Below are 26,841 nucleotides of genomic sequence, written 5' to 3' on the forward strand. Positions count from 1 at the left end.
GGGCGGGGCAGACAGGAAGGGTAAGCTCTTGGATTTTGCACTCACCGAAGAACAATCCGCCATCTTCGACATGGCATATGCCTTTGGACAAGAGCACATCGCGCCCTTTGCGCGCGACTGGGAAGCGCAGGGGACGATCCCCAAGGCACTTTGGCCCAAGGTTGCAGAGCTGGGTCTCGCCGGGATTTACGTGTCCGAAGACTACGGCGGCTCGGGGCTCAGCCGGTTGGACGCCACGCTGGTCTTCGAGGCGCTGTCGATGGCCTGCCCTGCGGTCGCCTCCTTCTTGTCGATCCACAACATGTGTGGCGGGATGATCGATAAATTCGGCTCGGACGACAGCAAGGCGCATTGGTTGCCGCAGCTTTGCACGATGGAGAAGATCTTTTCCTACTGCCTGACGGAGCCCGGATCCGGTTCTGATGCCGCCGCCCTGCGCACCCGCGCCATCCGCACCAACGAGGGCTATGTGCTAGACGGAACCAAGGCCTTCATCTCCGGCGGAGGGTATTCGGATGCCTACCTGAGCATGGTGCGCACGGGCGACAACGGCCCAAAAGGGATCTCGGCGATGGTGATCGAGGCGGGCAGCGAGGGGCTCTCCTATGGTGGTCTTGAGAGCAAGATGGGCTGGCGCGCGCAACCCACCGCACAGGTGCAATTCGACGCCTGCAAGGTGCCTGCCGACAATCTCATTGGTGAGGAAGGGCGTGGTTTCAGCTACGCCATGGCGGGGCTTGATGGGGGGCGTCTGAACATCGCGGCGTCGGCACTGGGGGGCGCACAATCCGCGCTGGATGCCGCACTTGGCTATGCCGCGGACCGCAAGGCCTTTGGCAAATCCATCGATCAGTTCCAATCGCTTCAGTTCAAACTGGCCGATATGGAAGTGAAGCTGCAGGCCGCACGGGTGTTTTTGCGCCAGGCTGCGTGGAAGCTCGACAGCAGCGCGGTGGATGCGACCAAATATTGCGCCATGGCGAAGGTTTTTGTCACCGACGTCTGCTTTGACGTGGCCAATGACGCGCTGCAGATCCACGGCGGATACGGGTATCTGGCGGATTACGGCATCGAAAAGATCGTCCGTGACCTGCGCGTGCACCAGATCCTGGAGGGCACCAACGAAATCATGCGCATGATCGTGTCCCGCCAGTTGATTGCAGATCACGCTGCCTGATCGTCCATGTGCTGGTGCGGTTTATGAAATCGGTGTGGCATTAAGCATCGCTTCATAACTCTTTGCGATACCCGTGCATGAGAGCGCAGAACCGTTAAACGGACATCGGTTCGGTACCAAACCGCACGGGATGCAATTGTGACATCACCCTATTTGCATGGCACGCCTGCAGGCACTCCACCGACAAAACAGGTCCTGATCGTAGACGATTCGCGCGTGATGCGCGCCTGGCTCCGCGCTGTGTTATCGGCCGATCCTCGGCTCGAAATAGCGGGGGAGGCCTGTGACGCCATCGCAGCCCGCGATTTCCTCAAAGCCCAGCCCGTCGATGTTCTGACCCTCGATATTGAAATGCCGGGTATGAGCGGGTTGGAGTTCCTGGCGCGGCTCATGCGCGCACGCCCGATGCCCGTGGTGATGATGTCCAGCCTGACCGCTGCAGGCAGCGATGCCGCCATTCAGGCGCTGTCGCGCGGGGCAATTGATTGCATGGTCAAACCCTCAAAAAGCTTTGGAGAAGAGCTGACGCAGGACATCTGTGAGCGGGTCTATCACGCGGCCTGCACTCGGCCCTCACAGTTGCAGATGCGCATTCAATCAAATGCGGCACAACCAAATCATGCAGCCCAGGCCGTGCCGCGTGTAGCCACGGCTGGCCCCTGCGCAGAGGGTTCAATTATTTTGCTCGGGGCTTCGACAGGCGGCGTTGCAGCACTGGAAACAGTTCTGCCGATGCTGGACCCGGAAGGCCCGCCTGTGGTTGTGGTGCAGCATATGCCCGGAAACTTCCTGCGCAGTTTTTCCGAACGTCTCAACCGGCAAATGCAGCAGACTGTGAGGTTAGCATCGGAACATAAGGCACTGGAAAAAGGCGAAATTGTCCTGGCGCCGGGCAATCAGCAACACACTGAGTTGTACCGCAGGTCCGGATATTGGTATTGTCATTTTATCGCAAATGATCCACCGGCATTGCATTGCCCGGCTGTCGACAAACTCTTTTCGTCCGCAGTAAATGACGCAAAGCGCGTAACTGCCGGTTTGCTCACGGGCCTGGGAAGAGATGGCGCAGAAGGGCTTCTAAAACTTTCCCAGGCCGGAGCGTCCACCTTTGGTCAGAATGAAGCGTCCTGCGTCGTATACGGTATGCCGCGCGCGGCTAAATTGATCGGCGCGGTTCAAAGCGAACTGCCCCTGGATCAGATTGGCACCGCGATCCGAGAAGCAGCGGCAAAGAAAACGCGTTCGGCAAGAATGGCCAGCCGGGTTCAGCTCTGATGACCGATGTGCGACACCATATCACTCAGGGAGAACAGGCTGTTGGCAGTGACCCGAAAATGGTGATCACCACACTGCTGGGATCCTGCGTGTCATGTTGCCTGTGGGATCCTGCGGCGGGGGTGGGTGGCATGAACCACATGTTGCTGACAACAAGCGGGAGTGATGCCGACACCTGCAACCTCGCAGGCCTAAATGCGATGGAGCTTTTGATCAATGAAATACAAAAACAGGGGGGGCAGAGAAGCCGGTTGCGCGCCAAAGCCTTTGGTGGCGCTCAGATGGTCTCCGGTCTGAGCAAGATTGGCGAACAAAACAGCGCGTTCATTCTAAATTTCCTGGAACAGGAAGGTATTGAGTGCGAGGGGCACTCCTTGGGTGGAGAAACCGCGCGCCAATTGATGTTTTGGCCTGCCACGGGACGTGTGATGCAAAAAATCCGCGGGGATGCCCCAGCTGAAACAGCCTCTCAAATTCAGGCTCCGGCCGATACCGGCAATGATCTGGAGTTGTTTTAGCGATACTTGGAACAATTTTCGGATGCATGATGACGGACTAAGTCGCGTGCCCAATCAGGGTGGTTCGTTCAGTTGCCTTCGGATAGGTCCAATCCTGCCTTGCTCTCCTGAAGTTGTGTTGGAATTAGCTTAGTGTTGCCCGATCTCTGACACCGGCAGACGGCCGATCTTTGGGAAGGCGTACTCGGCCAGCGTATTGATCCATTGCTGGCCGTGCTTGGAGTTCTTCCATGTTGGCAGGCGCCCGATATGGACTTGTCGTGCGATCTATTCGAAGCAGGGGATTTCTTGGCGTCCATTGTAGCGTGGATTGATGCTCTGCTTTGCGAGCCGCCGATACTCCAAAGCCAGGTCTCGCGCTTCGTTGAGGGTGACTACATCTGCACCGCCTAGGCCGAAGTCGGTGCGCAACGGCTTGCCTTCGCGGTTACGTTGGCCCTTCACTGTGACACGTACAATCCAGCGCCGAGCGCCGGACGGAGCGACCACGAGTTACAAACCGCTCCCGTCGCCGTGGCGACCAGGACCAAGCGTTCGTACCAGATTCCTCGTCAGCTTTCCACTAAGAGCAGCCATAAAATACCACGTAACGAACAAAAGTAGATGTAATCGAAGAGAAATGGAAAGCAGAAATAAATACAGGTAAATCAACAAAAACAGCTCTGTAAGACCTTGAACGGCATCGAGCAGAATTAAATGAAAATGGTGGGTGGCGGAGACGAAGGGATTCGAACCCTCGAGACCCTTCCGGGCCTACTCCCTTAGCAGGGGAGCGCCTTCGACCACTCGGCCACGTCTCCGCCGACGGGTATAGCCGCGCAGCCCTCGGAGTTACAAGGCTAAATCGGGATCTCGAACATGTCTTTTGCGATGGCGCAAATTCGATGCGCCTGGGTCGCTCGATGTTTCAATGATCAGGGAATGATCGCCGCGCTCAACGGAAGGAAACATTGTTGTTTTCGACAAGTGGATTTCAGTCCAAACCTCATGTGTCATCGCGGCGCAAAGCCACGTCTTCGCGGTGCATGGACGTATCCAGGCGTTGGCTCGCTTTGGTGCCCGGGACCAGTAGCTGCGCTTTTCGAAAGTAGGCGCGCAATTCTTCCTTAACGATACCCAACTCTCGCCGGGCTTGCCGAACGGTCATGCTTTGCCAGGGCTCTTCTTCGAGGGCAATTAGGTGTAAATCTCGAGCGCTGAGATTGTCCACGGCATAACCGACACCAAGCCGAAAACTCGGAATGTGCTCCTGTTGAAAGCGCCAATGTTCAGGATATTCAGTTGTAGATACGCGAATGAAGGTATCGATATGCGCTTCGGTGATGTCAGAGGCCGCGCCCATCGTGGCGCCAATCACGAATGCTTCGTCCTGAACGTGCAGGCCGCGGCCAATCAGGACGTGGATGCAATCATGCCGCGCAAGCGTGATCGCACCGGGCAGGGCGTCCGGGCTGGACGGGTTTTCGTATTTCTGAATGATTTCAGGGACATCGTCCGCTGCTGCCGCAGGCATCGTAGCCAATACCTCGCGAAGTGTCATGTCATCCGTATCGAGGCCTGGCGTCCATTCATCCCAGTTCAAATCCGTGCGGCGGCCCATTGTTATTGCTCCTCAAAAGCGGTGATCGGGTCAAATGTGGTGCCTTCTGCGACAGCGCTGCGCAAAGCATCGGCAAGCCCGTCGACCCCGCTGATGGTCGTGAAGCTGGTGAAGCCGGCGGCATTCAGGGCGTGATCGGGCAAGGACTTTGTGGCGATCGTGGAGATTTGGATCGGCGTCTCTGTCACGGTTTTTACCACGGCTTGCCTAAGTGCGAGGGCGTCATCGGCGCGGCCATCCGTCGTCACAATAATCCGGTAGTTGCCGAATGATCGCCGTGCGGCCGCTGAATTTTCCAAGATTGTCCGCGCCGATGCAATGGCTTCGGTGAGCGGTGTGCCGCCGCGCGCAACGACAGGGCGCAGCGCATTTTGCAAGGCCAATCGTGCCTCATCGACCGGCGTCGTGGGGAGAATGACGCCTCCGTTCAATCCAATGACGGCAACCTGATCCGTTTCAGACAAAAACCCGACGGCTTCGACAAGGGCCGCCTTGGCCTGGCTGATTTCCTCTTCCATCGAACCGGAATCGTCGAGCACCAAAACCGCTACAGTAACATTGGGGTCCGGCTGCGCAATGACCTCAACCTCTTCGGCTACTGCAGGCCAGACCGCGATTGCATTCCAATCCGGATCCCCGAATTCAGCCAGCGATTGTGGCGGCTCGACCGTTTCAGGCGCATTGCCTAGACCATCGAGGAACTCGCCGCCAAAGAACACGCCCAGGACAGCCACCACAATCGCGAATTCGACGACATGTTTCTTTTTCATGGCAGCACCTCCCTAAAGCGGTGCAAATGTGGTGGCTTCGGCCTGCGTTGTCAGAACCCGAAAAATCACCCGCATATTCTGTCGCCATTCTTCCTGCGTTGTGGGCGGGTTAAAGGCTGGCGCGGAAATGCCGACACCATCGACGGTGAATTGATTGCGATTGATGCGCACGCCTTCACTTTCGGCATAGGATTCAAGCGCATCGACAACCTTTATCGCCCGGTCGAGCGACAGGTTCTGGGTCGACGATCTGATGGCGCGCAGTTCTGAGGCCGCAGCTCCGTCCTTTTCGCGCCGCAGATAGTGCAGGGGGTCTGAATGCCCTTCTACCGTGATGATCGCACCGGAATAGGTTGAAGCGAGCCGGAGAATTTCCGCAAAGTCATCCGCATAGAGGTTGACCGGAAACGAGGTCGAATCCGGCTCGAAGAATACGCTGAAATCGATCTTCGTATTCGCCTCCAGCTGACCAGTTCTGCGCAACCGCGTCACGGCGGCAGCTGCCGCCTCGGGGTCAAAGGCAGCGATCTGACGTTCGGTTAGATCATCAAGACCTTCCGTCAAAGACGCGAAATCCCATTCTGCAATTTCCAGGTTGTAGGCGCGTTGCACGCGGCCCGCGCCCTTCAGAGCCAGATTGACCTCATCCAAAAGAACCGAAAACCGGCGGGGTTCCTTTGGGTCGGCAAAATGCTTTGCATTACCCGACCAGCCATCGGTAATTGCATCTTGCCACAAAAACACACCTTCTTCCTGAGGCAGGCCGCCAAGAAACGCATCAGCCATCAATTGGGCCATCGCGGTTCGATCACTGTCACCGTCGCGCGCCATGAAGCTGCGCATGTCTTCCTCTGCATTGAAGAGGATGTTCACCAGCCTTGCGATGTCATCTCGGTGCGCATCAAAATAATCCGCGCGCACGGCGATGTAGTCACCAATGACGGAGGCGGCCTCCTGCGTTGAGATCAGAATTTTAGCACCGCGTACGGATCCTTCAGCACCTGTTCCAACAGCGCCACCCGAGGTCAGAAACCGCGCATCAGGCAAAATCACGGCCGCCGCATCGGCCTGGCCGTTTGCCAGAGCATTCGCAGGTGTGTCGCCATCACCGGTCAGCGCCTGGGTCCAGACGATTTCGATGTCGTCAAAAGACAGGCCAGCGTCCTGCAGCACGCGACCAACAAAATCGACATGCGGACCATTGGCCTGTATGGCCACACGTTTGCCCGCCAGATCAGCGGCACGCGAAATATCCTCCGACGCCACGATGCCATCGCCGGCGGAAAAGGAGTGTTTGAAGAAAATCACCTGTTCGGTGCGCGCATCGGCTTCCGTCACTGGGGCGGCGGACACCAGCATGCCCAAGGTGCCGCGCAGAAACGGTGATGCGCAGGACACATAGTCATTCACCTGGCCCGCGAAATCATCGCGAACTGTCAGTTCAAGTGGCAGGTTTGCCGCGCTGAGTGCCCCATCGTTCGGGCTGAGGCTATTGCCATTCGCGTGCGCAACGATGCCATCCGCACCCCAGGCGATCAGTGGCATGTTCGTGTTCCATCCCGGCGCGCAGTCTCGCACTGGGGCCGTAACCGTCTCTGTCAGCAAATCACCCGGCGCTGCATGCCCCGGAACTGGTGTGAAGGCGCTGGCCAGCATGACCAAGTAAAGTGCAGTAAACGTGCGAACGATTGAACGGATCATGGCCGTGGGTAGCTCCTGTCATATTTGGTATCGCATATAGAGTTCGAATGCGGCGGTGATGTGGAAGGTGCTGCGATTTTTGTGACGTTTGAGATTCCATCATAGTCATATTTTATCCGCGCTGCCCTTACCATCTCCCAACAAAAGTTCTGCTGTGCTGGTCGATGCTTCAATCCTGTGCATCAATTGTGCGGCGGCGGAGGCCTCAAGAGTGTCGATCCCTTCCTGAAAAGCGGCAAGCCCGGCACGGATTTTCTGCCTACTTTCGTTAACCACCGTTTCGGAGGCCGCTTTGCGCAGTTCAGCATGAGCCGTCGCGGCCTCAACAAGCAGGTCGCTTCTGATGACGAGTGGCTGCACGTGACGGATCGCTTGCGGATCATCCATCAATTGACCGGCAATCCCGTCCAACTGGTCAGCAGCTTTTGCCAGATCAGCTCGCAGATCAGCCTGCACGGATTTGCCAGCCCGTCGCAGCATGGATGCTTTGGAGTGGGCGCGTTGAATCATCGAAAGAGCTGCATTGGCCCGATCATCACTGATGCCGTGGCGCGAACCGAAGTGAAACTTGATCAGTTGAGCGTCCGAGTAAAGTAGCCTGTCGGGCAACATCATGGTAAAACCAATTGCAAAGACAAAGGCGCAAACTGCACCGATCACAGCGGTCGAATTTATGAAAAAGACCGGGATCGGGAGGAACTCCAGAAAGGCAGCCGTAATACCAATGGCTGCGAAACAGCAAATTGCGAGTGGTAAAATCGGCTGTTGGTCGTTTGGGCCTAGGTCGACTTTCATCGAACGACCTGTGTAGAAACTGTAACGCGCGCCAGCATTGACTGATATTCTCTGTCTGACAGGCCCGCTGGACGCGGGAGCGGCTGTGCATTTCCGGTCGCGGCGATCCTGATGCGATCCTGTGAAATCCCTAGATCCTGCGCAATCAATGCGACCGCCCGCGCGCGCGACCTGGACAGCGCAATGTTTGCTTGCTGATCTCCGCGTGTTCCGGTGTGGCCAGACAATAAAATAGCGATGCGCGCGTCTGCGGCGAGACGTGCCAAATACTCCCTGAGCTCTTGCTCTTGACCCACGTCGAAGGTGGTTCCGCGGGAAAAAGTGAACGAAGCAGTTTCTGGCGCGTCGCGTGCGCCGATCAGTCCAAGGGTCGACAAGGTGCCAACGCAACACGCCGATAAAACTGCGCCCACGAATGCACGTCTATGCAATGGGGGTCTGTGAGTGCGGCGCGATCTTTCTTGATCAGAATTCTCACCGGTTTTTGGCATCTTAATTCCAGTCTCGAACAAATCTAAAAAGGGGCCATGTCATAACTTTGCTTCACTCACAGGATACTTAGGGGTGCCTTGGCAGGTTCGCAACGCGTTTCATCGACCTGCTGGAGCCGTGCACCTGTTACTGTGAGATGCAGAGCTGCTTAGCGCCGTTGCTATCGGTGAGTTTTGACGGGATTTCTGTGGCTGGTGGACGCGGGTTTTAGGCCTGACTAAACCGAATGGAATTTTATTCGCTGAGCCGGGCATCGATGACGACCAATGGCTTGTTTGATGGTGTGAAGCAAAGCCGCCTGCAAAACTCCTCCGCACAAGCCATCACTGGACCGTTCGTTTCAGCCACTCCCCAAAGGGGTTCGGGCCAGATCTGGATCGGATCTTGATGACAATCTTTCTTGGTCAGTCTGACAATACGACGGCGTTTTTTGATTAAAAGAAAGAGAAATTTGGTTAAAAGAAAGGGAGATAGAAGTGATGAGTTATCGACTTCCGATCTACGGAGGCGGCTACGCCCACAAAGTGATGTTCTTTTAGGAACAAGCTTAAAAGAGATCGAGCTCGCCGAGACCGTTTTTACCGCTCTTTGCGGGCGCGTCGGAGGTGTCGCCCAGCAAGAGGCGACTGGATTTCAGTTTTAACTTGCTCGTCGTTGATTTGATAACCGCTTCGCTAGATTCGTTTTCATTGGATTCCCCAAAAGCGGCTGCCATGAGCGCCAAGTCTTCCAATGATTGACGCAAAAAATCTAGAGACTGAAGATTTTTGATCGCACGCTCATCTTGGACTTCCTTCACTTTGACGACGTCGCCGACGGTATCTTCCAAGTCGGCCACATCACCGGCAAGCCCATCCAGATATACGGCAATACGCTTTAGAATGATTTTAGCGTGATCCACTTCATTGATCTTCGACATGGGCTACAATCGCCCGACGACCGCTTCGATGCAATTGCGAAGCCCGTCTGGTTCAAAGGGCTTTTTCAGATAGTTGTTCATCCCGAGTTTCTTACCATGATCGACTATCTGTTGTTCAGCGCGTCCGGTGATTAGGATAAAACCAACTCCCTTGGTTTTTGGAGACGCTCGAAGTTGATGCAACAGCTGGAGCCCGTCCATTTGAGGCATGTTATAGTCAGATATGACCAAGTGCACCGGACTTGATGCCAACGCCTTGAGCGCATCCAAACCATTTTCAGCAGTCGACACGTTTCTAATGCCAAACGCATCGAGTGCTTGAGTTATCAGGCCACGGCTGGTGGACATGTCATCCACAACCATAATGCGTAGTTGGTCACGCAGAGACATTTGATGTTCCTTTAGTTGGTTTGGGGGTCATGCTGGTCAGCGGGTTGGTCTATATGTCGTTGGACCATCAGTGAAAAACCCCACGTTTTCAGGATCTGCTATTCTTTCAGAATGACCGAGAAACAAAATCCCTTCTAGCGGCATCGCACGATGAAAACGAGGCCAGAGTCGGTTCTGGGTCTCTTGATCGAAGTAAATGACAACGTTTCGACAAAAGATGATGTCCATCCGTTGGCGCATAGGCCATTCAGACAACAAGTTAAGTTCTTTGAAAGAGACAAGCGACCGAACAGTATTCTTGGCGAGGTAAACGCGCTCACTTTCTGTATCGATAGCGCCGAAGTACTTTGAGACCAAACCTGGCGGGATGCCGGAGGTTAAGCGCTCCGGATAGCGGGCGGTTTTGGCGAAGTCGACTACATTGGAGTCGATGTCCGTTCCCAGTATCTTTAGATTCATGTCGCCTATATCGGGGGCAATCTCCAGCAGTGTTATTGCAATGGAAAGAGCCTCCTGACCATTGGAACACCCAGCAGACCAAATTCTAACAGCCCCCCCGGATCGCAGTTTTGGAAGCAGTGTGGTACGCGCTTGCGTTTCAAGGATGTCGAAGTGGTGCTTTTCTCGAAAAAAGTGAGATACGTTTGTGGTGAGCGCTGAAATCATGTGTCGGCGCTCGGCAAGACCTTTTTCCGAGCAAACGTAGGCGCTGTATTGCGAGAAGCTCTCAAGATCCAAAATTTTCAGTCGGTGGCGCAATCGAGATTGAATCATCGAAGTCTTTTCAACCGCTAACTGCAGGCCACTCTCCTGATAGGCCAGCTTTGCGATAGCGTCGAAGCTTTCGGTATCCATACCTATTTCAGATCGGATCCTACTCATTAGGCGGCGTTGCTCTGTACGGACAGAACAATTGCGCTGAGATCTAGGACTCTAATCATTCTCTCATCAATCAGAGTAAGCGAACTGACGACGCTCGAAGTCGAGCCAGGTTGCATTTCCGGAGGTGGCTGCAGATCCTCTGCCGTCAATGCGATAATATCAGAAACTGCGTCCACGAGCAGTCCAGTCATCACGTCGTTGTGGTTAACGACAATAATAACGTTTCGATCAGTTTGCTCTTGAGGCTTGAGGCCTAATCGCTCCGAAAGATCCATAACCGGCAAAACAGTGCCGCGAAGATTGATCACACCCTTCATGTAACTGGGTGCGTGCGGCAGTGGGGTGGTCCGGGTCCATCCTCTGATTTCACGCACGGACATTATGTCCAGAGAGTACTCCTGGTCGGCCAATTGGAAAGTCAAAAGCTCGATGGTTTCTGGTGTTTCTTTTTCGCTCATGCCGATTTTCCCATTAGTGATTGTGCCGCACTTCCAGACGCGCCGATCGCGTTAGAGATGATATCCGATGTATCTAGAATGAGCGCGATTTGCCCATCGCCAAGAATGGTCGCTGCAGCAATGCCGGGAGCTCGGTAAAAACTGTCATCAAGCCCCTTGATGACGACCTGTCTTTGGTCCTGAATACTATCGATAACAAGTGCAGCATGGCTGTCGTCTTCATGCGCTATTAGCAACACGACAGACCCCTCATAGTCTTCCACGGGTGGACGGTACCCAAGCTCTTTGCCCAAATCGAACAAGGGTACAAATCCACTGCGGACGCGCACAACATTTGCACCTGGGCGAACCATTTCCACGTCATTGTTCGAAAGGGTTAGCGTTTCGACAACAACATTCAGCGGCAGCACCAGCGTTTGATCTGCAACCTGAACGACCATCCCATCCAATACAGCCAGCGTGAGCGGCAGGGAAATCGAAAAGGTAGTCCCTTCGCCAGGTGTCGACGCAATGGTTATTCTGCCACCCAACGCTTGAATGGAGGTTCGAACAACATCCATCCCGACGCCCCGCCCGGAAAGGTCAGAAACAACCGATGCGGTAGAGAAACCCGGCAGAAACAGGAGGTTGTCGATCTCGCTGTCGGACAGAGACGCATCGGCTGGCACCAGGCCTTTATCAATGGCAATCTGAAGAACTTTTGGGCGATTTATGCCACCCCCATCATCAGAAACTTCTATAACGACACGGCCAGATCGATGCGCGGCGCTCAGATTTACACGCCCTTGCTCCGGTTTCCCTGCTGCTCTGCGATCTTCAGGGCTTTCCAGACCGTGATCGACAGCATTTCGGATCATATGGGTCAGTGGATCGGCAAGCCGCTCGATAACCGTTTTGTCAACTTCGGTCCCTTCACCCTCAGTGTGCAAACGTACGTCTTTTCCAACCGCCGCCGATGCTTCGCGTACGATGCGCGACATGCGTTGAAACAACGACTTCACGGGCTGCGCACGGATCATCATAACGCTGTCTTGGATATCACGTGTAAGGCGTTGAAATTCTTCTAAACCGTTCATTGCGTCGGAGTGAGGAGACAGGCCAGAGCTTTCAAGGCTTTGGGACAACATCGCCTGGTTGATTACGAGTTCGCCTACCAAGTTGACCAGCCTCTCGATCCGGTCCAAGTCCACACGGACCACAGACTTTGCGGCGGCGAGCGCAGATGGTTTGGAGGCGGTTGGGCTCTTTACTGGTGCTTTGGCCGCTTCGGGGGCTTTGGATGTATCGGTCGTTGTTGGTGGGTCTTCCTGTGTCCCGGCATCAGGAGCTTCGTCGGCTACAGCGGTATTCCGCGGCTGATCTGCTTCGACAACAGGCAATTCCGTCTCGAGCTCAGGAAGCGGTTGTGCCAATTGATCGCTTGCTTCGCTTTCAGGAACTGGCACTTCTGCTGCATCGATCTTTGTAATTTCCAGTGTACAAAGGCCCTCGACGAATTCAAAAGCTGCAGCGATTTCAGCTTCTTCAACGTCGGAGTGCAATTCGACTGTCCAAGAAAGATAGGATTGCTCAGGCGCGAGAGCCTCCATATCCGGCACTTTGTCCAGATGGCAGGTTACAGTGCATTCGCCCATCTCATCGAGTGACCGGAGCATATGGAAAGGTTCATTTCCCGTCTCAAACAATTCGTTATCTGGACGGAAGTGGATGCGGTAAACGGTTGTACTTGCAGCGGGCAGGTCATCAAGCGGGGGCAGGAGCGGTAAATCGCCATCGCCTTCATCGCCTCCGAAATCCAAATCCAGCGACAGGGTCGCGGGTTGAAAATCGATGTCCTCTTCCTCAGCCTCTTCCTCTTCTTCCACACCGGCGTCACCAAGCAGGCCGCTCAGCAGCGATAGCAGTTTGGCCGTTTCCTCGTCGGGCAGCGCCTCATCTTCTCTACTGATGCGCACCAAATCTGATAGGTGATCCGCGCATTGGAAAAAGATCTTGAGCGCGTCAGCATCCGGCGACATGCGCCCGGCGCGCACTTCATCCAGAACCGTTTCGAAACGGTGCGCAAAACGTACCAATGCTTCCAGACCAAAAGCGCCAGCACCCCCTTTGATGGAGTGTACCGCGCGAAATACCACGTTGATTGTCTCTGGGTCTTCATCCCCATCATCAAGCGATTGCAGACCATCCTGCAGCGCCTCCAAGAGTTCCTCGCATTCTATGAAAAAGGATGCTCGGATCTCTGCCATTGGGTCATTGCTATCAGACATGGAAACCTCTTACCCAGCGACCATCTGCAAAGCTTTGATCAGCTTGGAGGGATCAAAAGGTTTGACGATCCAACCCGTCGCACCCGCGCTCCTTGCGCGCGCTTTCAATTCCGGCGCAGCTTCCGTTGTGAGTACCAGGATCGGTGTTGCACGGTGTTTGTCCTGCCCACGGACAGCATCGATAAACCCAAAACCATCCATGCGCGGCATATTGATGTCGGTGATGATTGCGTCGGGTTCAATGCCATCGAGAACCTCGATGCCGTGCACACCATCATCGGCAGTGTGAACGTTAAACCCCGCCGGCAGCAGGGCAAGTCGGATCATGTCCCGCATCGTGCGGCTATCATCCACGGCTAATATTTCCAGTGTCATATGCGTCCCCTTGAAATGGCTTCCGGTGTCATGCCCATGACACGCAATTGATCCGTCACACGCTCAGACGCGTTCAGCACCGAAACGGACCGCCCGGCGGCAATGGCGCTTGTTGCGGCGGAAATCATGACCTGCAAACACAGAGCGCCGAGGTGACTGACCTCCGACAGATCCATGACGAGATCACCTTCATCTTGATCTTTTAAAGTCGTCATCAAAGACGATGCGGCCGATAGATCGAGGCGGGCGGGGAGCGCGATTGGATCACTCATTGCACTGCTCGCAGGTTCAAAGATCTTTGCAGGTGCATCGCTCTCTCCACATCGGCTTCCTGGTTGGATGAGAGCGGTTGTAGGGGGCAGTCCGTTAAGACCGGGTTACTTGGAAAAAAACTTTTTGGTCCAAAAGGGCGTCGATCTCCCCGGGGTCAAATTCACGCCTCTTAACAAGAGAAAATCCCGGCGCAATCACACCGGGGTTTTCTTTTTCTCAGGTATTTCAGCGTTCAGGCGCGGCGGCGCCGTCCGCCACTGCGGCCTGCGCGACCACGGCCTTCCTGACCGGGTTTTGGGGCTTCCTTGTTGAATTCGATCCAGGCCCCGCCATGCGGGTCATTGTTGGTCAGGAAATTCGCGGCTCGAATCGCCTCCATCTCCTTACCGGGCCGTGGTTTGGTCGATCCCAAACCGGTCAGTTGGCAGAAGAGTTCAAGGTCCATATCTTCGGGAAACACTACGCCGGACGCCGCAAGTTCCAGCTTCTTCGCGTCGATCTTTGCGGCGGAAACGGGCAGGGCGACCGGGTTCATGATCGCCGACGTCATACCGGCCCCCATGGCCATCGGCAGGAAGGCGTTGTTGATGCCGTGGCGGTTGGGCAGCCCGAAGGAGATGTTGGACGCGCCGCAGGTGGTGTTGACGCCCAATTCCTCACGCAGCCGACGCACAAGTGTGAACACCTGATGCCCTGCCGTCGCCATCGCGCCAATTGGCATCACCAGAGGATCGACCACGATATCATGGGCGGGAATGCCAAAATCAGCGGCGCGTTCGACGATCTTCTTGGCTACGGCAAAACGCACATCTGGGTCTTCGGAAATCCCGGTGTCATCGTTGGAAATGGCCACCACCGGCACATTGTATTTCTTCACCAGCGGCAACACGATTTCCAGCCGTTCTTCTTCGCCGGTAACTGAATTCAGCAGCGGGCGGCCCTCGGCGGCGGCCAGACCGGATTCCAGCGCGCCCGGTACCGAGCTGTCAATGCACAGCGGCACGTCGACAATCACCTGCACCCGCTCCACCAGTTCCTTCATCAGCGGCGGCTCGACAAAGTTATTGTCCGCGTAGCGTGTGTCCTCCGCCATTTTATTGGTGAAAACCGCCCCGGAGTTGATGTCCAGCACCGTGGCACCCGCCGCGACCTGCGCGATGGCATCTGCTTCGACCGTGCTGAAATCGCCCGCTTCCAGTTCCAGCGCCAATTTCTTGCGACCCGTTGGATTGATCCGTTCACCAATGACACAGAACGGCTGATCAAAGCCGATGATCGCGGTCTTGGTTTTGGATTCGACGATGGTCTTTGTCATGAAGCTGTCCTTAAATCAGGCGTTTGCGGGCGCGGCAGCAGCGCCGCCATTGTTGATCGCCCAGGTGGCGTTGGTCTTGATGCCGCCCAGCGGAAAGAAATGCACGTTGGTGATGTTGAAGTCCGGGTTGGCCGCCTTGTGCGCCGCCAATTCAGCCACCACGTCGGTGGGTTCATAGGGCAGCAGCAGCTTGGTGACATCCATCGCGCGTTTCTGCAGCACTTTCAGTGAGGGGCCAACGCCGCAGGCAATGGCGAATTTGATCAGTGTCTGCAGTTTGGCAGGACCCGCAATGCCGATGTGCACGGGCAGGGTGATGCCATCGGCTGACAGATCGTCCGCCCATTTGATGATCGGTTTGGCGTCAAAGGCGAACTGCGTGGCCAGCGCCATCTTGGCGTCGGTGCGGCTCTGGAAGTCGTTTTTCCATTTCAGCGCGGCGGTCACATTGGTCATCGACCCATCCGCATCGATGTCGCGGTTACCCTCGGGGTGACCGGCCACATGCAGACGCTCAAAGCCTGCTTCGTCAAAAAGCCCGGTTTCCATCAACTGCATGGAACTGTCGAAATCGCCCTGGGGGGTGGCAACACCACCCGCCAGCAGCAGCGCCTGTTTCACGTCTGCTTCTCCCTGATACCGCGCGATCCAGTCCGCGAGCGTGGCTTTGTCCCTGATGATCCGCGCCGGGAAATGGGGCATCACCGGAAAGCCGTCTGCGTGCAGACGCTTGGCCGTGGCAACCATCTCCTCAATCGGGGTGCCTTCGATATGTGCGATGTAAACGCGCGTGCCCTCTGGCAGCAGATCGCGAAAGTTTTCCACCTTTTCCGCGGTGCGCGGCATCACCTCGATGGAATAATCCTGCAGGAACGCCTCCACCTGAGGGTTCGATGGTGTCGTGCCGGGTGTTTCTTTCTTTTTGAAGTTCAACAAGGCCATCAGGCGTTCCTTTCGGGAAAGAAGGGTGTCGAAAAGTCCGGTCAGGGTCAGGCCCAGCCATCATTGTTGATCAGCGCTTTGATGCGCTCACGGTCATATTCGGTATCCAGGCGCGCTGCTTCTGCATCCGCAACCGCGTCCGGATCCCCATCAACGACAAACGGATCGGCCTTGCGCCATTCGGCAAGATAGGCATCCGTGTCCTCTGCGCCAACCTTCATGGCCGCACGATCAATCGCCTGCTCGAACCGCTCCGGCAACTGACGTTTGGACCCACGCCGCCCTTTGCCCACAATCACCTGGGCCGGGATATCGCGCCAATAAACAATCGTGACGTCAGGCATGAGCTGATTCCCCTTGATCCGTTCCGCTCTGTCTAACGACACCAAACCCGATTTCGATGCCGGTTTTCGACAGAACAACATCTTTCCGCGACGCACATGGTCTATCCTATTGTGCCGTTGATCACGAGAGGCGCGGGGCCGCAAAATCTTCATAATGACTGTGAGGGCCGTGCGGAGTTGATCCGCGATGCCCCTGCCAAACACTGTCATCCTGCGCCAATGCCCTTTCCAGAACCAACAGCGACCGCTTGCGCCGAACCCCACCAGCGACTAGGCTAGCGTTAACTCGAAATGAAAGGCGCGTAAGATGGCGCCACAGCGTCCCAAAGGTGCGGGCGCGCTCGAACAGAAGACGGCTCTGAGCCCCGCGCCAGTTCCGCCCCGGTCAGGTGAGTTGTACGCAGCCCTGGATCTGGGCACGAATAGTTGCCGCATGTTGATCGCCCAACCCAAGGGCAACGGTTTTCATGTGGTCGATAGCTTCTCGAAGTCCGTGCAATTGGGCGCCGGGCTTGAACGCACCCAGCGGCTTTCGCGCGGCTCGATGACGCGCACCATCCAAGCACTCAGAATCTGCCAGCAGAAACTGCGCCGCAACAAGGTGCGCCGCATGCGTCTGGTGGCGACCGAAGCCTGCCGCCGGGCGCTGAATGCCAATGAATTCATCCGCCGCGTGCACCGCGAAACCGGCCTGAAGCTCGACATCATCAAACCGCAGGAAGAAGCGCAGCTCGCGGTGATCTCCTGCGCGCCGCTGGTGGGGCGGTCCACCGAAAACCTGCTGGTGGTTGATATTGGCGGCGGGTCTACCGAATTGGTTTGGATCGACCTCAAGGATGTGCCCGCGCATGACAGGCCGCAATCGATCATGCGGCTGCACAGCGGGTTCAAACAGCTGCAATCCGATCTGCCCGCGGCGCGGGTGGTGGACTGGATTTCGGTGCCCTTGGGGGTTGCGACGCTGCGCGAGCAGTTCAACGATGTGGAAGATGACGCCGCGCGTTTTGCTCTGATGAGCTGGTTTTTTGAGGAAAACCTGGGCGATTTCGCCCCCTATCACGACACGCAACCGCATGAGAAATTCCAGATTGTCGGCACCTCCGGCACGGTCACAACCGTGGCCGCCAGCCATCTGGGCCTCAAACGTTATGACCGCACCAAGGTGGATGGGCTGCACATGACCTCGGATGAGATCGACCGCGTGATCCGGTCCTATCTGGCCCTGGGTCCGGCCGGGCGACGCTCGGACCCGCGGATCGGCCACGACCGTCAGGCGCTGATCATGTCCGGGGCCGCGATCCTGCAGGCGCTGATGCGCTGTTGGCCCACGGATCGGTTGTCGGTTGCGGATCGCGGTCTGCGCGAGGGCCTGCTATATGCCCAGATGAGCGCGGATGGCGTGCTGGAAGACGGAGAGTTCTGATGGCCAAGACCCCCACGGGCAAAAACACCTCCGGACGCGGGCAGCGCGAGTTGAAGGTCAAGGTGAAATCGGCGCGCGGGCGCAAGCTGAGTTCCACGCGCTGGTTGCAGCGCCAGTTGAACGATCCTTACGTCAAACGCGCCAAGGCCGAAGGTTATCGGGGCAGGGCCGCCTTCAAGATCATGGAGCTGGACGATAAATACCGCTTTCTTGTGCCCGGCGCGCGGGTGGTTGATCTGGGCGCAGCACCAGGGGGGTGGTGCCAGGTCGCCGTCAAGCGTGTGAACGCATTGGGCGAGAAATCCGGCAAGGCGGTGGGCACCATTCTCGGGATTGATCTGCAGGAAATGGAACCGATTGCAGGGTGTGAGTTGCACCAGCTCGACTTCATGGCAGATGACGCCGATCTGAAGGTCAAGGACTGGCTCGGCGGCAAGGCTGATGTGGTCATGTCCGACATGGCGGCCAGTAGTTCCGGACACAAACAGACGGACCATCTGCGCATCATCGCGCTTTGTGAGGCGGCGGCCTATTTTGCATTTGATGTATTGGACGAGGGTGGCACCTTCGTGGCCAAGGTGCTGGCAGGCGGGGCCGAGGGAGAGTTGCAGAAACTTCTCAAACAGCGATTCTCCAAGGTCGCGAACATCAAACCCCCCGCCTCACGGTCGGACAGTTCGGAAAAATTTGTTGTGGCAACAGGCTTTCGTGCGGACGGCTGACAGCTTTTACCTTGCCTTAAGTCTTTCTTGAATAGCCTGCGGCAATGGCGGCGTCGTTGTGACGTGCCAAATGCTATTAAAAGGACCCACGACATGCTCCGCACACTTCTTTTGTCCGCACCATTGGTGGTCGCGGCAAGCTTGGCTCACGCCGTTGATGCCCCCCCCGCCATGAAAGCGTTTGTAGATTCCGAGGTGATGGGATGGGCGCAGGACGCGCAGGTGATCGACGCCATCAATGCGCAGAACACGCAAACAGCCGGTGCCAGTGCGGCCCAGATCGAAGAGTGGGATACTCAGTGGCGTGGAGAAGTGGGCGCGGACAGTCAGCCGCTGATCAGCGATGTGATGGGCCGGCCTCTGTCTGTCTTTCTGGGCGAGCAGGTTGCGGCCTCGGGTGGGCGCATCACCGAGATCTTTGTCATGGATGCGATGGGTCTGAACGTGGCTGCGAGCGACGTCACCTCTGACTATTGGCAGGGGGATGAAGACAAACACGCCAAGACCTATGGTGTTGGCGCCGGTGCGGTTTTTGTCGATGAAGTCGAATTCGATGAGAGCACACAATCCTATCAGGGGCAGGTATCGGTGGCTCTGACGGACCCGGCAACCGGTGAGGTTATCGGCGCGATGACCATCGGCCTGAACGCCGAGGCCTTCTTTTAACGATCTGTTGCAGGTGGGCCTATGCGCTCACCTGCAATGACCGTGCGGCGGCTTTTTGCAACGCCGCGGCTTCCTCTGCGCTGACAGGGCGGAGATCGAATTGCGCGACGCGGGCAACCGTCGTTTCCGCCTGATTTTTCTGCCTGATCAATTCGAACAGCCTGGTGTGACGCGCATTTTTTTCGCGATGCATAAACGACATTGAATCGCCCCTTCCGGATTTGTCTGACAAAACCGTCTCATGGAACTGCGGCCCTGATCAGGCCGAAAAAGGGCGTCATGCTGGCGTTTCAAACCTGAAATCTGTCCATGTTTTGCGAAATCCCACGGTCCGGCGCCTGTTGCCTGACGATTGCCAGCATTCTTCGCGAGTAGCGAAAGAAACAATCAGGTTTCACGAATTGAAACTGCTGAGGTATGGTGCGCGTAAAGATAAGGACGCGGGTACATTAAGATCTGACGTCTCGCATGGGGGTGCGGACCATAGAAAAGACTCTCTTTCAATTCATTTGGAAGTATTCAAAGCGCGACCAGATGGTCCTTCTGGCATTCACAACCGCTTTGTTTCCTTTCCTTTATCTGACGCTGGAGCTGCCAAAGCGCATCATCAACGACGCGATTGGCGCGCAGACCTCTCGTATTGATTTCCTGGGCTTCGAGATGACGCAAATCGGCTTTCTATCGCTACTTTGCGCCTTCTTCCTGCTTTCGGTGCTGACACACGGCCTGCTGAAAATGCGAATCAATACGATGAAAGGGGTTTTGTCGGAACGCATGCTGCGCCGCCTGCGATATGGGTTGATCTCCCGAATGCTGCGTTTCCCCAGGTCCTATTTCAGGCGCACATCGCAAGGCGAGATGGTGGCGATGATCACGGGCGAAACCGAGCCAATGGGCGGGATGATGGGAGACGCCCTGACCCAACCGGTCTTACAGGCCGGTCAGATGCTCACCATCCTGGTGTTCCTGTTTCTGCAAAGTGTGTGGTTCGGGCTGGCGGCCATCGCACTGATCCCGCTGCAGGCCTGGTTGATCCCGCGGCTGCAACGCCAGATCAACCTGATGAACAAGGAACGCATCAAAGAGGTGCGCCACCTGGCCTCCATGATCGGCGAAAGCGCGGCGGGTGCCGGAGAATTGCGCATCCACGGCGGCTGGCGGCATCGGCTTTCAATGATCAGCGACCGTCTGGGCATCGTGTTCAACATTCGCTTCAAAATCTACCAGAAGAAGTTTTTCATGAAGTTTATCAATAACTTCATCACACAACTTACACCGTTCTTCTTTTTTTCGGTGGGGGGATATCTGGTCATTCAGGGTGCGGTGTCTCTTGGTGCACTGGTCGCAGCATTGGCGGCTTACAAAGACCTCAGCTCGCCGTGGAAAGAACTGCTGACCTACTACAATCAGGCGCAGGATATGAGCCTGCGGTGGGAAACCGTGACAGAAAAATTCTCGCCTGCAGGCGCGGTCGACGCCGCATTGATGGAGGGACGCCCTGCCGACGCGCCGCGGCTCGATCAGACCATCGCACTGGCGGGCATCACGGTTCAGGACTTTGACGGAAATGCTATTCTGGAAAACATCTCCGCCCGCTTTGAGCCCGGATCTCTGGTTGGGATTGACGTGCCCAGTGACGAAGACAGGCGTGCGCTGGCCGAGGTTCTGACGCGTGAAATTCTGCCGGTTTCCGGTCACATTACCATTGGCGATCAGCCGCTCGACACGCTGCACCAGGAGGTCATCGCAGCGCGGATTGGATATGCCAGCGCCCGCCCGGTGCTGTTTCAAGGTAGTTTTGGCGACAATGTCATGATGCCGTTGAAACAACACCCCGTCGGCGATCTGACGGAGATGGCAAAGGCAGCGGCAGAAGAGGCTGCTGCGGCCGGTAACAGCCATGATCCGCTAGAGGCGCAATGGTTGGACCCGGCGCTGGCCGGTCTTAAGGACGATGCGGAATTGCGCCAGTGGTGGTTGTCGCTGCTCGACGTCATGGGGCAGGGCGGCGCGCTCTATCGGCGGGCCCTGGATCAGAAAATGAGCTCAACCTCACAAACAGCGCTGAGTGCCGGATTGATCGAGGCGCGCCCCAAAATCTGGGAGGCGGTGGTCGCCGCTGGCCTGGAAAGGCATGTCTTTCGATTTGATCCGGAACGCTACAATCCCGCACTGCCGGTGGCGAGTAACCTGTTTTTCGCAACCATGCGACAGCCCATGACCCAGCGCGAACTGGCCGGTCAGACCGAGCTCTTCGAGGTCATGCGTAAACTTGGTCTGGAAGAGGGGCTTCTGGATCTGTCCAAAGAAGTTATTGATCTGTTGAACCAGATCTTTGGCACCGATGGCACGGAGCATCCGCTTTTCCGCAAACTGGGGCTGGATCCCGAGCTTTTCGAGCGCTCGGTGGCACTGCTGCGCACCCAAGGACGCGCGGGCACCGATCTGTTGCCTGAAGCCGATAAAATTATGCTGATGACCGTGCCCGCACAGATTTCCGCAGAACAAATTGGCCCAGCATTTTCCGCCGACATGCAGCGCCGCATTCTTGAGCTGCGCCAGCGCAACAGCATGGGCATTCAGGATGAATTGAGCGCGCTTTATGCGCCTTTGAGGCCGGACCAGATCGCGCCGGGATTGTCCGTGCTGGAAAATGCGCTTTACGGGAAAATATCGGACGGTGCCGGTGCGCGCGCGGACGACCTGCGCAAACTAGTATCGGAGGTGTTGGAGCAAGAAGGCCTGAAATCGGCAGTCATCGAACTCATCTATGATCTACCATTGTCCTTGTCGGGCGAAAACCTCCCGACGATCTTTGCGGAACCTCTGGCCCTGAGTCGTGCGGCGGTCAAACGCCCGGACATCCTGATCCTGGATAAGATGCTTGCTGGCCATGACCAAAGCGCCCTGGATGAGTTGAACAGCAAATTACGTCACCTGTTGCCGCAAACAACGATCATCCACTTGGGGGAGGGGTTCGAGGCGCCGGAACAGTTCGATACCTATCTGGAAATCCGTCAGGGCCGCATGATCTCCTCTGACCAGGGGATCGCAGATGTCGAAGATGGGGCGGCAAGCGCCGATCTGCTGCGCAAGGTGCGTGCGCTGGAATCCACCACGCTTTTCTCGGGATTGAACCGTAAGCAATTGAGGTTGCTGGCTTTTGGGGCGAAATGGTTTTCGGCGCCGGCAGGTGATGTGATCTTTAGCAAAGATGATGCGCCGACGGACGGAGCCTATATGATCCTCTCGGGCGAGGCCGCGCTTTTCAAGCCCGACGACGGCTTTGGTGAGACAGAAATCGCGACGGTTGGACCCGGCACCTTGGTGGGTGAATTGGGGCTCATCCGCAATGTTCCGCGGGTGCTGAGCATGCGCGCGCAGACCGATATCGACGCGCTGCGGCTTGGGGCCGAAGAATTCCTGGCCGTTGTCGAGCATGACGCGGCAACCTCCTTTAAGTTGTTGCAGGTGGTTGCCGGGTACACGAGCTGAGCCGCACCGCATCTGGCAGGTGATCAATGGACGCCTGAAAAGACCTAATTCAAATTTACATCAGAGCGCTGCAAATTTGAGCAAAATGGGGGGCATAAAACGCGTTTTTTCCGACATCAACCTAAGTAGATTTAACGAATTCACGACAGCTCGGCGTGTACGAAGATGAGGGATCATTCTGAGGCGCAGTGCCGGAGGAGTTCATGTTCAAATTTTTCCGCTCATACCTCATTTTGCTTGTTGCGCTTGCAGCGCCTGCATCTGGTGAAACCCTTCGGCTTTATATCGATGCCGATTATTCGATCTCCCGACATGGCGCAGAAGCAATAGAACTTGGCGTCACAACAGCGCTCTCCGAGGTAGGTAGTCGCGCTGGTGGATTTGACCTTGAGGTCCTGCCACGAGACCACCGTGCCAATTCCAAACGATCTCTTGCGACGATGCGCAACTACCTCCGTGATCCAAAGGGACTTGCCGTGATTGGGGGCGTACACTCGCCGCCCTATCTGACAAACAAGCGTTTCATCAACGAAAACGGAGTCTTGTTACTTTTGCCCTGGTCAGCGGCGGGGCCGATCACACGCGCAGATGATGGCGTTGAAAACTGGATCTACCGGCTGTCCGTCGATGACACAAAGGCGGGACCGTTTCTGGTGGCAAGGGCGCTCTCGCATGCCCATTGCGCGCGCACAGCATTGCTGCTGGTGGACACAGGATGGGGTCGGGCCAACAAAGGCACGATGCGTACGGCATTTGAGACCGCCCAGGCTCAGGAGCCCTATGTCTTCATGTTTCCGTCGTCGATCGGGGCTGCAAGCGCCCGGACGCTGGTCCAGAGCATCGCGCGCGTGAGCCCTGATTGCGTGATCATGCTGGCCAGCGCGGCAGAGGGCGCCTTGCTGCTTAACGAACTTCATAAAGAGCTGCCGAGCACAAAAGTCATCAGCCACTGGGGTATTTTGGCGGCGGATTTCGAGGATAGAATAGCGCCCGCGACATTGTCGAATATGGATTTGGAAGTGCTGCAAACCTGCGGCCTGGAACAGGAGCGTCAGAAAGCTCCGGCCCTGAAGCGCGCATTGGATCTGGCGAGCGATGCGCAAAGCCCGTTTCATTCGCTGTCTGATATTCCCGCCTCAACCGGATTTGTGCATGGGTATGACCTGACCAGATTACTACTCGCCGCCATTGAGCAGTCGGCACAGGCATCGGATTGGGCAGCTCTCTCCATTCAACAAAGGCGCGCGGCCGTGCGGCTGGCCCTCACACGTCTGGAAGCTCCTGTAGATGGAATTTTGAAGACTTACGCTGAGCCGTTCGCGCCCTATTCTCCTGCATATCGTGACGCCCATGAAGCCCTTGGATTGGGAGACCTGTGCATGGCGTCCTTTGACGAAACCGGGCGGCTTGTTCTGGTGGATCATTCACCTTTGGGCCATTTATAATGGCTGGCAGATCAATCAACCGGGTCTTCTGGGGGTTATTGATCGGCAGCTTTGCCTTTGCATTGGTGTTTTCCGCCATTGCGGTCTGGATCACGTCCAAACCGTTTTTGGCGGACACGCAAAAACAAGCAATCATGTCTCAGGCCAAGAGAGAAGCCGCCCGGGTCGATGCCTTGCTCGACCCCAGTGTCTCACTCACCGCGTTTCTCGCGACCGAACCCTCTCTGGTGTCCTTTGTGATGGGCGATCAGGCCCGAGACGACGCGTTTGTCGACCGCTTGAGCAATACAATCCTGCCGCAGGAAGTCACCGAGTTCTTCGTTTTTGATTTCGAAGGGCAACCCATCAGTTTCCACATCGTTTCGCCGCAGGCGCAGTCCATGGAACTTGCCGCCAGTGCCGCTGATCTGGCAGCCTTTGTCCTCAGCACCGGGGAACCAACCGTGCGCACAATCGACAGCTACCGCGCGGTACAAAGCGGAACCCAGGAGCTGCTGATCGCCGCCCCCATTCGAAATAGGGGGTTTGCGGAAGGGGTCCTTGTCACGGTGGTGTTCATTCCCTTTGAAACCGATACGATCTCCGACGGCACAAGCTCGATGTATGCGCGTATCGTTGATCCGTCCTCGAACTGGGCGCTGGTTTCGGCGGGGCAGGGCGCGATCAATGTTCCCATTGAAGCAACCGGTCTTATTCTATCGGTAAAGTCCGAAGCCAGCCTGTTTCGCCAGATCGGTCAGGCCCTGGTGATCCAGACAATCTTGTCCATTGCCGCCGCCTTGCTCCTGCCTTTCGCGGTTTTCGGTTGGCTGGGCAAGCAAAGTATCCTGCTGCCGCACGCAGAAATGGAAATGTCCCGTAACAAGCTGAGAGAGCAGCAAAAAGAACTAAAGGAGCTTGCTGCAATTGCTGAACGGGCGGGAGAGGCGATCCTGATCACTGATCTCGATTGCCGGATAATGTGGCACAACCCGGCTTTCGAAAACATCTCGGGCTATACGTCCGAGGAAATCAGGGGCCAATTGCCCAGCAAGCTTTTGCAAGGACCCAATACCAGCGCCGAAGCCCGTGCCCAAATCCGCGCGGCACTGCAGGCTTTCGAGCCCATCACGATCGAAGTTCTCAACTATCGCCATGGCACGGAAGAATACTGGATCCAATTGAGCATCTCGACGATGTTCGATGACGAGGGGCAACCCTATGGCTACATGGCGATTTCTCAGGATGTTTCCGACCGCAAACGCGACGAAGCCAATTTGCTTGCCACGACATCGGCGATGGAATGGCAGGCATTGCATGATGAACTGACGGGGCTTCCGAACCGGCGCTACTTCAACACGACGTTCGATGAGATTTGCGCAAACCCCGATAAGACGAGAGTCCTGGCAATTGTCAGGATCGATCTGGATCACTTCAAAAACGTCAATGACACGATGGGCCATGAAGCAGGCGATCTTGTGTTATGCGAAGTCGCGCGAATACTGCGCGAAGAAATCGGGCCGGATGATGTCCCGGTGCGCGTCGGCGGTGACGAATTTATCGTTTTCATGACCGTCGATGGCACGCTGCAAAAAGCGCAGATCCTTGCGACGGCCTTGCTCAAAAGGATTGCAGAGCCAATTGAATACGAGGGAAAATCCCTGCGCTACGGCGCGAGCTTCGGCATCGCATCGTCAAGCTGCAAACTTGTTGCGCATAGTGAGTTGGTACGGGCTGCGGACGCAGCACTCTATATCGCCAAGGAACGTGGTCGCAATCAGGTGGTGTGTTACGGCACCGAGGAGCACCAGCAGGTAAATGAAGTCCGCGCGACTGCGGAATTGATCCGAGTGGGTTTGGACCGTGGCGAGTTCGAGCCGTTTTTTCAACCGCAATTCGATGCGAAAACCCGCCGCATTGTCGGGGCAGAGGTGCTCGCCCGTTGGATCCATCCGCAGAAAGGTGTCGTTTTACCCTCCGAATTTCTCCAGGTCGCCCAGCAGCTCTCTATGCTGACCATTCTAGATAAGATCGTAATGGAAAAAGCCTTGCGACATGTTGCTGAGCTTGAAGATTTGGGCCTGACCCTGCCCAGAGTGTCGTTCAACGTGACGGCTGACAGACTCTGTGACCCGGAGCTTCTGATCGCCGTTGACGCTCGCCCGTTTCGCCATACCAAGATGTCGTTTGAAATCCTTGAGTCTGTCTTCCTGGATGATCAGCCGGAATATCTGGACTTCAATCTTGATCGGCTCCGCGACAAGGGCTTGTCCATCGAAATCGATGATTTCGGATCCGGGCACGCCTCAATGATCAGCCTGATGCGGGTGCGTCCGGATGTTCTGAAAATCGACCAGCGCCTGGTGTTCGGTGCACCGCACTCAAGGGTGTGTCGCAACATGGTGCGGTCGATCATCGGGATCGCGGACTCTCTGGATATCGGGGTGACGGCCGAAGGCGTGGAAACACAGGAACACGCCGACATGATGCAGGAAATGGGATGCGAAACGCTGCAGGGATTTTATTTTTCGGAGCCCATGAGGTTCGAAGACCTATGCGTGTTTTTGTCTGCGGAACGTCAAAAACACATGCAGATTGCTCAGTGAGCCGATCAGAAC

26 protein-coding genes and 1 tRNA gene are annotated in these 26,841 nt (G+C 56.3%); 9 read left to right on the plus strand and 18 right to left on the minus strand.

Going from position 1 to position 26,841, the window contains the following annotated elements; genetic code table 11:
* The first annotated feature begins 28 nt into the window (after nucleotides 1-28).
* The 3 genes from Q1A63_RS21930 to Q1A63_RS21940 all read left to right on the plus strand — a co-directional run bounded on the left by Q1A63_RS21930 (nucleotide 29) and on the right by Q1A63_RS21940 (nucleotide 2,970).
* Nucleotides 29-1,177 (plus strand): acyl-CoA dehydrogenase family protein, encoded by a 1,149-nt coding sequence (locus Q1A63_RS21930; protein ID WP_298975190.1) that lies wholly within the window; start codon nucleotides 29-31, stop codon nucleotides 1,175-1,177.
* Nucleotides 1,178-1,315: 138 nt separating this feature from the next.
* Nucleotides 1,316-2,452, plus strand: coding sequence for a chemotaxis-specific protein-glutamate methyltransferase CheB (gene cheB / locus Q1A63_RS21935; protein WP_298975188.1), 1,137 nt, complete (start codon nucleotides 1,316-1,318; stop codon nucleotides 2,450-2,452).
* A 131-nt stretch (nucleotides 2,453-2,583) separates the two neighbouring features.
* Nucleotides 2,584-2,970 carry a chemotaxis protein CheD gene (locus tag Q1A63_RS21940; protein ID WP_299632481.1) on the plus strand — a complete coding sequence of 129 codons (387 nt, stop codon included), beginning with the start codon at nucleotides 2,584-2,586 and terminating at the stop codon, nucleotides 2,968-2,970.
* 267 nt (nucleotides 2,971-3,237) lie between these two features.
* Here Q1A63_RS21940 and Q1A63_RS21945 read toward each other — a convergent pair whose 3' ends face one another.
* From Q1A63_RS21945 to Q1A63_RS22020, 17 genes are all read right to left on the minus strand, one after another.
* Nucleotides 3,238-3,459 (minus strand): Arm DNA-binding domain-containing protein, encoded by a 222-nt coding sequence (locus Q1A63_RS21945; RefSeq protein WP_298975186.1) that lies wholly within the window; start codon nucleotides 3,457-3,459, stop codon nucleotides 3,238-3,240.
* A gap of 221 nt (nucleotides 3,460-3,680) precedes the next feature.
* Nucleotides 3,681-3,770, minus strand: a tRNA-Ser gene (locus Q1A63_RS21950).
* 185 nt (nucleotides 3,771-3,955) lie between these two features.
* A complete protein-coding gene (locus Q1A63_RS21955) occupies nucleotides 3,956-4,570 on the minus strand; it encodes a hypothetical protein (protein WP_298975185.1) in 615 nt (204 codons plus the stop codon).
* Nucleotides 4,571-4,572: 2 nt separating this feature from the next.
* Entirely contained in the window at nucleotides 4,573-5,340 is a 768-nt protein-coding gene (locus Q1A63_RS21960) for a vWA domain-containing protein (protein WP_298975184.1), read from the minus strand.
* A 12-nt stretch (nucleotides 5,341-5,352) separates the two neighbouring features.
* Nucleotides 5,353-7,041 (minus strand): ABC transporter substrate-binding protein, encoded by a 1,689-nt coding sequence (locus Q1A63_RS21965; protein WP_298975183.1) that lies wholly within the window; start codon nucleotides 7,039-7,041, stop codon nucleotides 5,353-5,355.
* A gap of 105 nt (nucleotides 7,042-7,146) precedes the next feature.
* Entirely contained in the window at nucleotides 7,147-7,656 is a 510-nt protein-coding gene (locus Q1A63_RS21970; RefSeq protein WP_298975182.1) for a hypothetical protein, read from the minus strand.
* Between the two features lie 176 nt (nucleotides 7,657-7,832).
* Nucleotides 7,833-8,327: an OmpA family protein gene (locus Q1A63_RS25695; protein ID WP_366524395.1), complete on the minus strand. Its 495-nt coding sequence runs from the start codon at nucleotides 8,325-8,327 to the stop codon at nucleotides 7,833-7,835.
* A gap of 548 nt (nucleotides 8,328-8,875) precedes the next feature.
* Complete coding sequence (locus Q1A63_RS21975; RefSeq protein WP_298975181.1) at nucleotides 8,876-9,247, minus strand: hypothetical protein; 372 nt, start codon at nucleotides 9,245-9,247, stop codon at nucleotides 8,876-8,878.
* Between the two features lie 3 nt (nucleotides 9,248-9,250).
* Entirely contained in the window at nucleotides 9,251-9,637 is a 387-nt protein-coding gene (locus Q1A63_RS21980) for a response regulator (RefSeq protein WP_298975179.1), read from the minus strand.
* 36 nt (nucleotides 9,638-9,673) lie between these two features.
* Nucleotides 9,674-10,492 carry a CheR family methyltransferase gene (locus Q1A63_RS21985; protein WP_299632482.1) on the minus strand — a complete coding sequence of 273 codons (819 nt, stop codon included), beginning with the start codon at nucleotides 10,490-10,492 and terminating at the stop codon, nucleotides 9,674-9,676.
* A gap of 26 nt (nucleotides 10,493-10,518) precedes the next feature.
* Nucleotides 10,519-10,977, minus strand: coding sequence for a chemotaxis protein CheW (locus tag Q1A63_RS21990; RefSeq protein WP_298975175.1), 459 nt, complete (start codon nucleotides 10,975-10,977; stop codon nucleotides 10,519-10,521).
* Nucleotides 10,974-13,244, minus strand: coding sequence for a chemotaxis protein CheA (locus tag Q1A63_RS21995; protein ID WP_299632483.1), 2,271 nt, complete (start codon nucleotides 13,242-13,244; stop codon nucleotides 10,974-10,976). The genes Q1A63_RS21990 and Q1A63_RS21995 overlap by 4 nt, the downstream gene beginning before the upstream one ends.
* A gap of 9 nt (nucleotides 13,245-13,253) precedes the next feature.
* Nucleotides 13,254-13,619, minus strand: coding sequence for a response regulator (locus Q1A63_RS22000; protein WP_298912239.1), 366 nt, complete (start codon nucleotides 13,617-13,619; stop codon nucleotides 13,254-13,256).
* A complete protein-coding gene (locus Q1A63_RS22005; protein ID WP_298975171.1) occupies nucleotides 13,616-13,891 on the minus strand; it encodes an STAS domain-containing protein in 276 nt (91 codons plus the stop codon). Before Q1A63_RS22005 ends, Q1A63_RS22000 begins: the two co-directional genes overlap by 4 nt.
* Before the next feature lie 233 nt (nucleotides 13,892-14,124).
* Nucleotides 14,125-15,207: a methyltetrahydrofolate cobalamin methyltransferase gene (locus Q1A63_RS22010; RefSeq protein WP_298975169.1), complete on the minus strand. Its 1,083-nt coding sequence runs from the start codon at nucleotides 15,205-15,207 to the stop codon at nucleotides 14,125-14,127.
* Between the two features lie 15 nt (nucleotides 15,208-15,222).
* Nucleotides 15,223-16,149: a methylenetetrahydrofolate reductase gene (locus tag Q1A63_RS22015; RefSeq protein ID WP_298975167.1), complete on the minus strand. Its 927-nt coding sequence runs from the start codon at nucleotides 16,147-16,149 to the stop codon at nucleotides 15,223-15,225.
* A 47-nt stretch (nucleotides 16,150-16,196) separates the two neighbouring features.
* A complete protein-coding gene (locus Q1A63_RS22020) occupies nucleotides 16,197-16,493 on the minus strand; it encodes a virulence factor (RefSeq protein WP_298975166.1) in 297 nt (98 codons plus the stop codon).
* Between the two features lie 307 nt (nucleotides 16,494-16,800).
* Here Q1A63_RS22020 and Q1A63_RS22025 point away from each other — a divergent pair, with 307 nt between their 5' ends.
* The 3 genes from Q1A63_RS22025 to Q1A63_RS22035 all read left to right on the plus strand — a co-directional run bounded on the left by Q1A63_RS22025 (nucleotide 16,801) and on the right by Q1A63_RS22035 (nucleotide 19,304).
* On the plus strand, nucleotides 16,801-17,916 hold the full coding sequence (locus Q1A63_RS22025; protein ID WP_298975165.1) for a Ppx/GppA phosphatase family protein: 1,116 nt from the start codon (nucleotides 16,801-16,803) through the stop codon (nucleotides 17,914-17,916).
* Nucleotides 17,916-18,638 carry an RlmE family RNA methyltransferase gene (locus Q1A63_RS22030; protein ID WP_298975163.1) on the plus strand — a complete coding sequence of 241 codons (723 nt, stop codon included), beginning with the start codon at nucleotides 17,916-17,918 and terminating at the stop codon, nucleotides 18,636-18,638. The genes Q1A63_RS22025 and Q1A63_RS22030 overlap by 1 nt, the downstream gene beginning before the upstream one ends.
* A 93-nt stretch (nucleotides 18,639-18,731) precedes the next feature.
* Entirely contained in the window at nucleotides 18,732-19,304 is a 573-nt protein-coding gene (locus tag Q1A63_RS22035) for a hypothetical protein (RefSeq protein WP_298975162.1), read from the plus strand.
* A gap of 19 nt (nucleotides 19,305-19,323) precedes the next feature.
* Here Q1A63_RS22035 and Q1A63_RS22040 read toward each other — a convergent pair whose 3' ends face one another.
* Entirely contained in the window at nucleotides 19,324-19,536 is a 213-nt protein-coding gene (locus tag Q1A63_RS22040) for a hypothetical protein (protein ID WP_298975160.1), read from the minus strand.
* A 302-nt stretch (nucleotides 19,537-19,838) separates the two neighbouring features.
* Here Q1A63_RS22040 and Q1A63_RS22045 point away from each other — a divergent pair, with 302 nt between their 5' ends.
* From Q1A63_RS22045 to Q1A63_RS22055, 3 genes are all read left to right on the plus strand, one after another.
* Nucleotides 19,839-22,799 carry an ABC transporter transmembrane domain-containing protein gene (locus Q1A63_RS22045; protein ID WP_299632484.1) on the plus strand — a complete coding sequence of 987 codons (2,961 nt, stop codon included), beginning with the start codon at nucleotides 19,839-19,841 and terminating at the stop codon, nucleotides 22,797-22,799.
* 203 nt (nucleotides 22,800-23,002) lie between these two features.
* Nucleotides 23,003-24,244 (plus strand): ABC transporter substrate-binding protein, encoded by a 1,242-nt coding sequence (locus tag Q1A63_RS22050; protein ID WP_299632485.1) that lies wholly within the window; start codon nucleotides 23,003-23,005, stop codon nucleotides 24,242-24,244.
* Entirely contained in the window at nucleotides 24,244-26,829 is a 2,586-nt protein-coding gene (locus Q1A63_RS22055; RefSeq protein ID WP_298975157.1) for an EAL domain-containing protein, read from the plus strand. The genes Q1A63_RS22050 and Q1A63_RS22055 overlap by 1 nt, the downstream gene beginning before the upstream one ends.
* Nucleotides 26,830-26,841 lie beyond the last annotated feature (12 nt).

Origin of the sequence: uncultured Roseobacter sp., assembly GCF_947499265.1 — a bacterium.
Classification (GTDB): Bacteria; Pseudomonadota; Alphaproteobacteria; order Rhodobacterales; family Rhodobacteraceae; genus Roseobacter.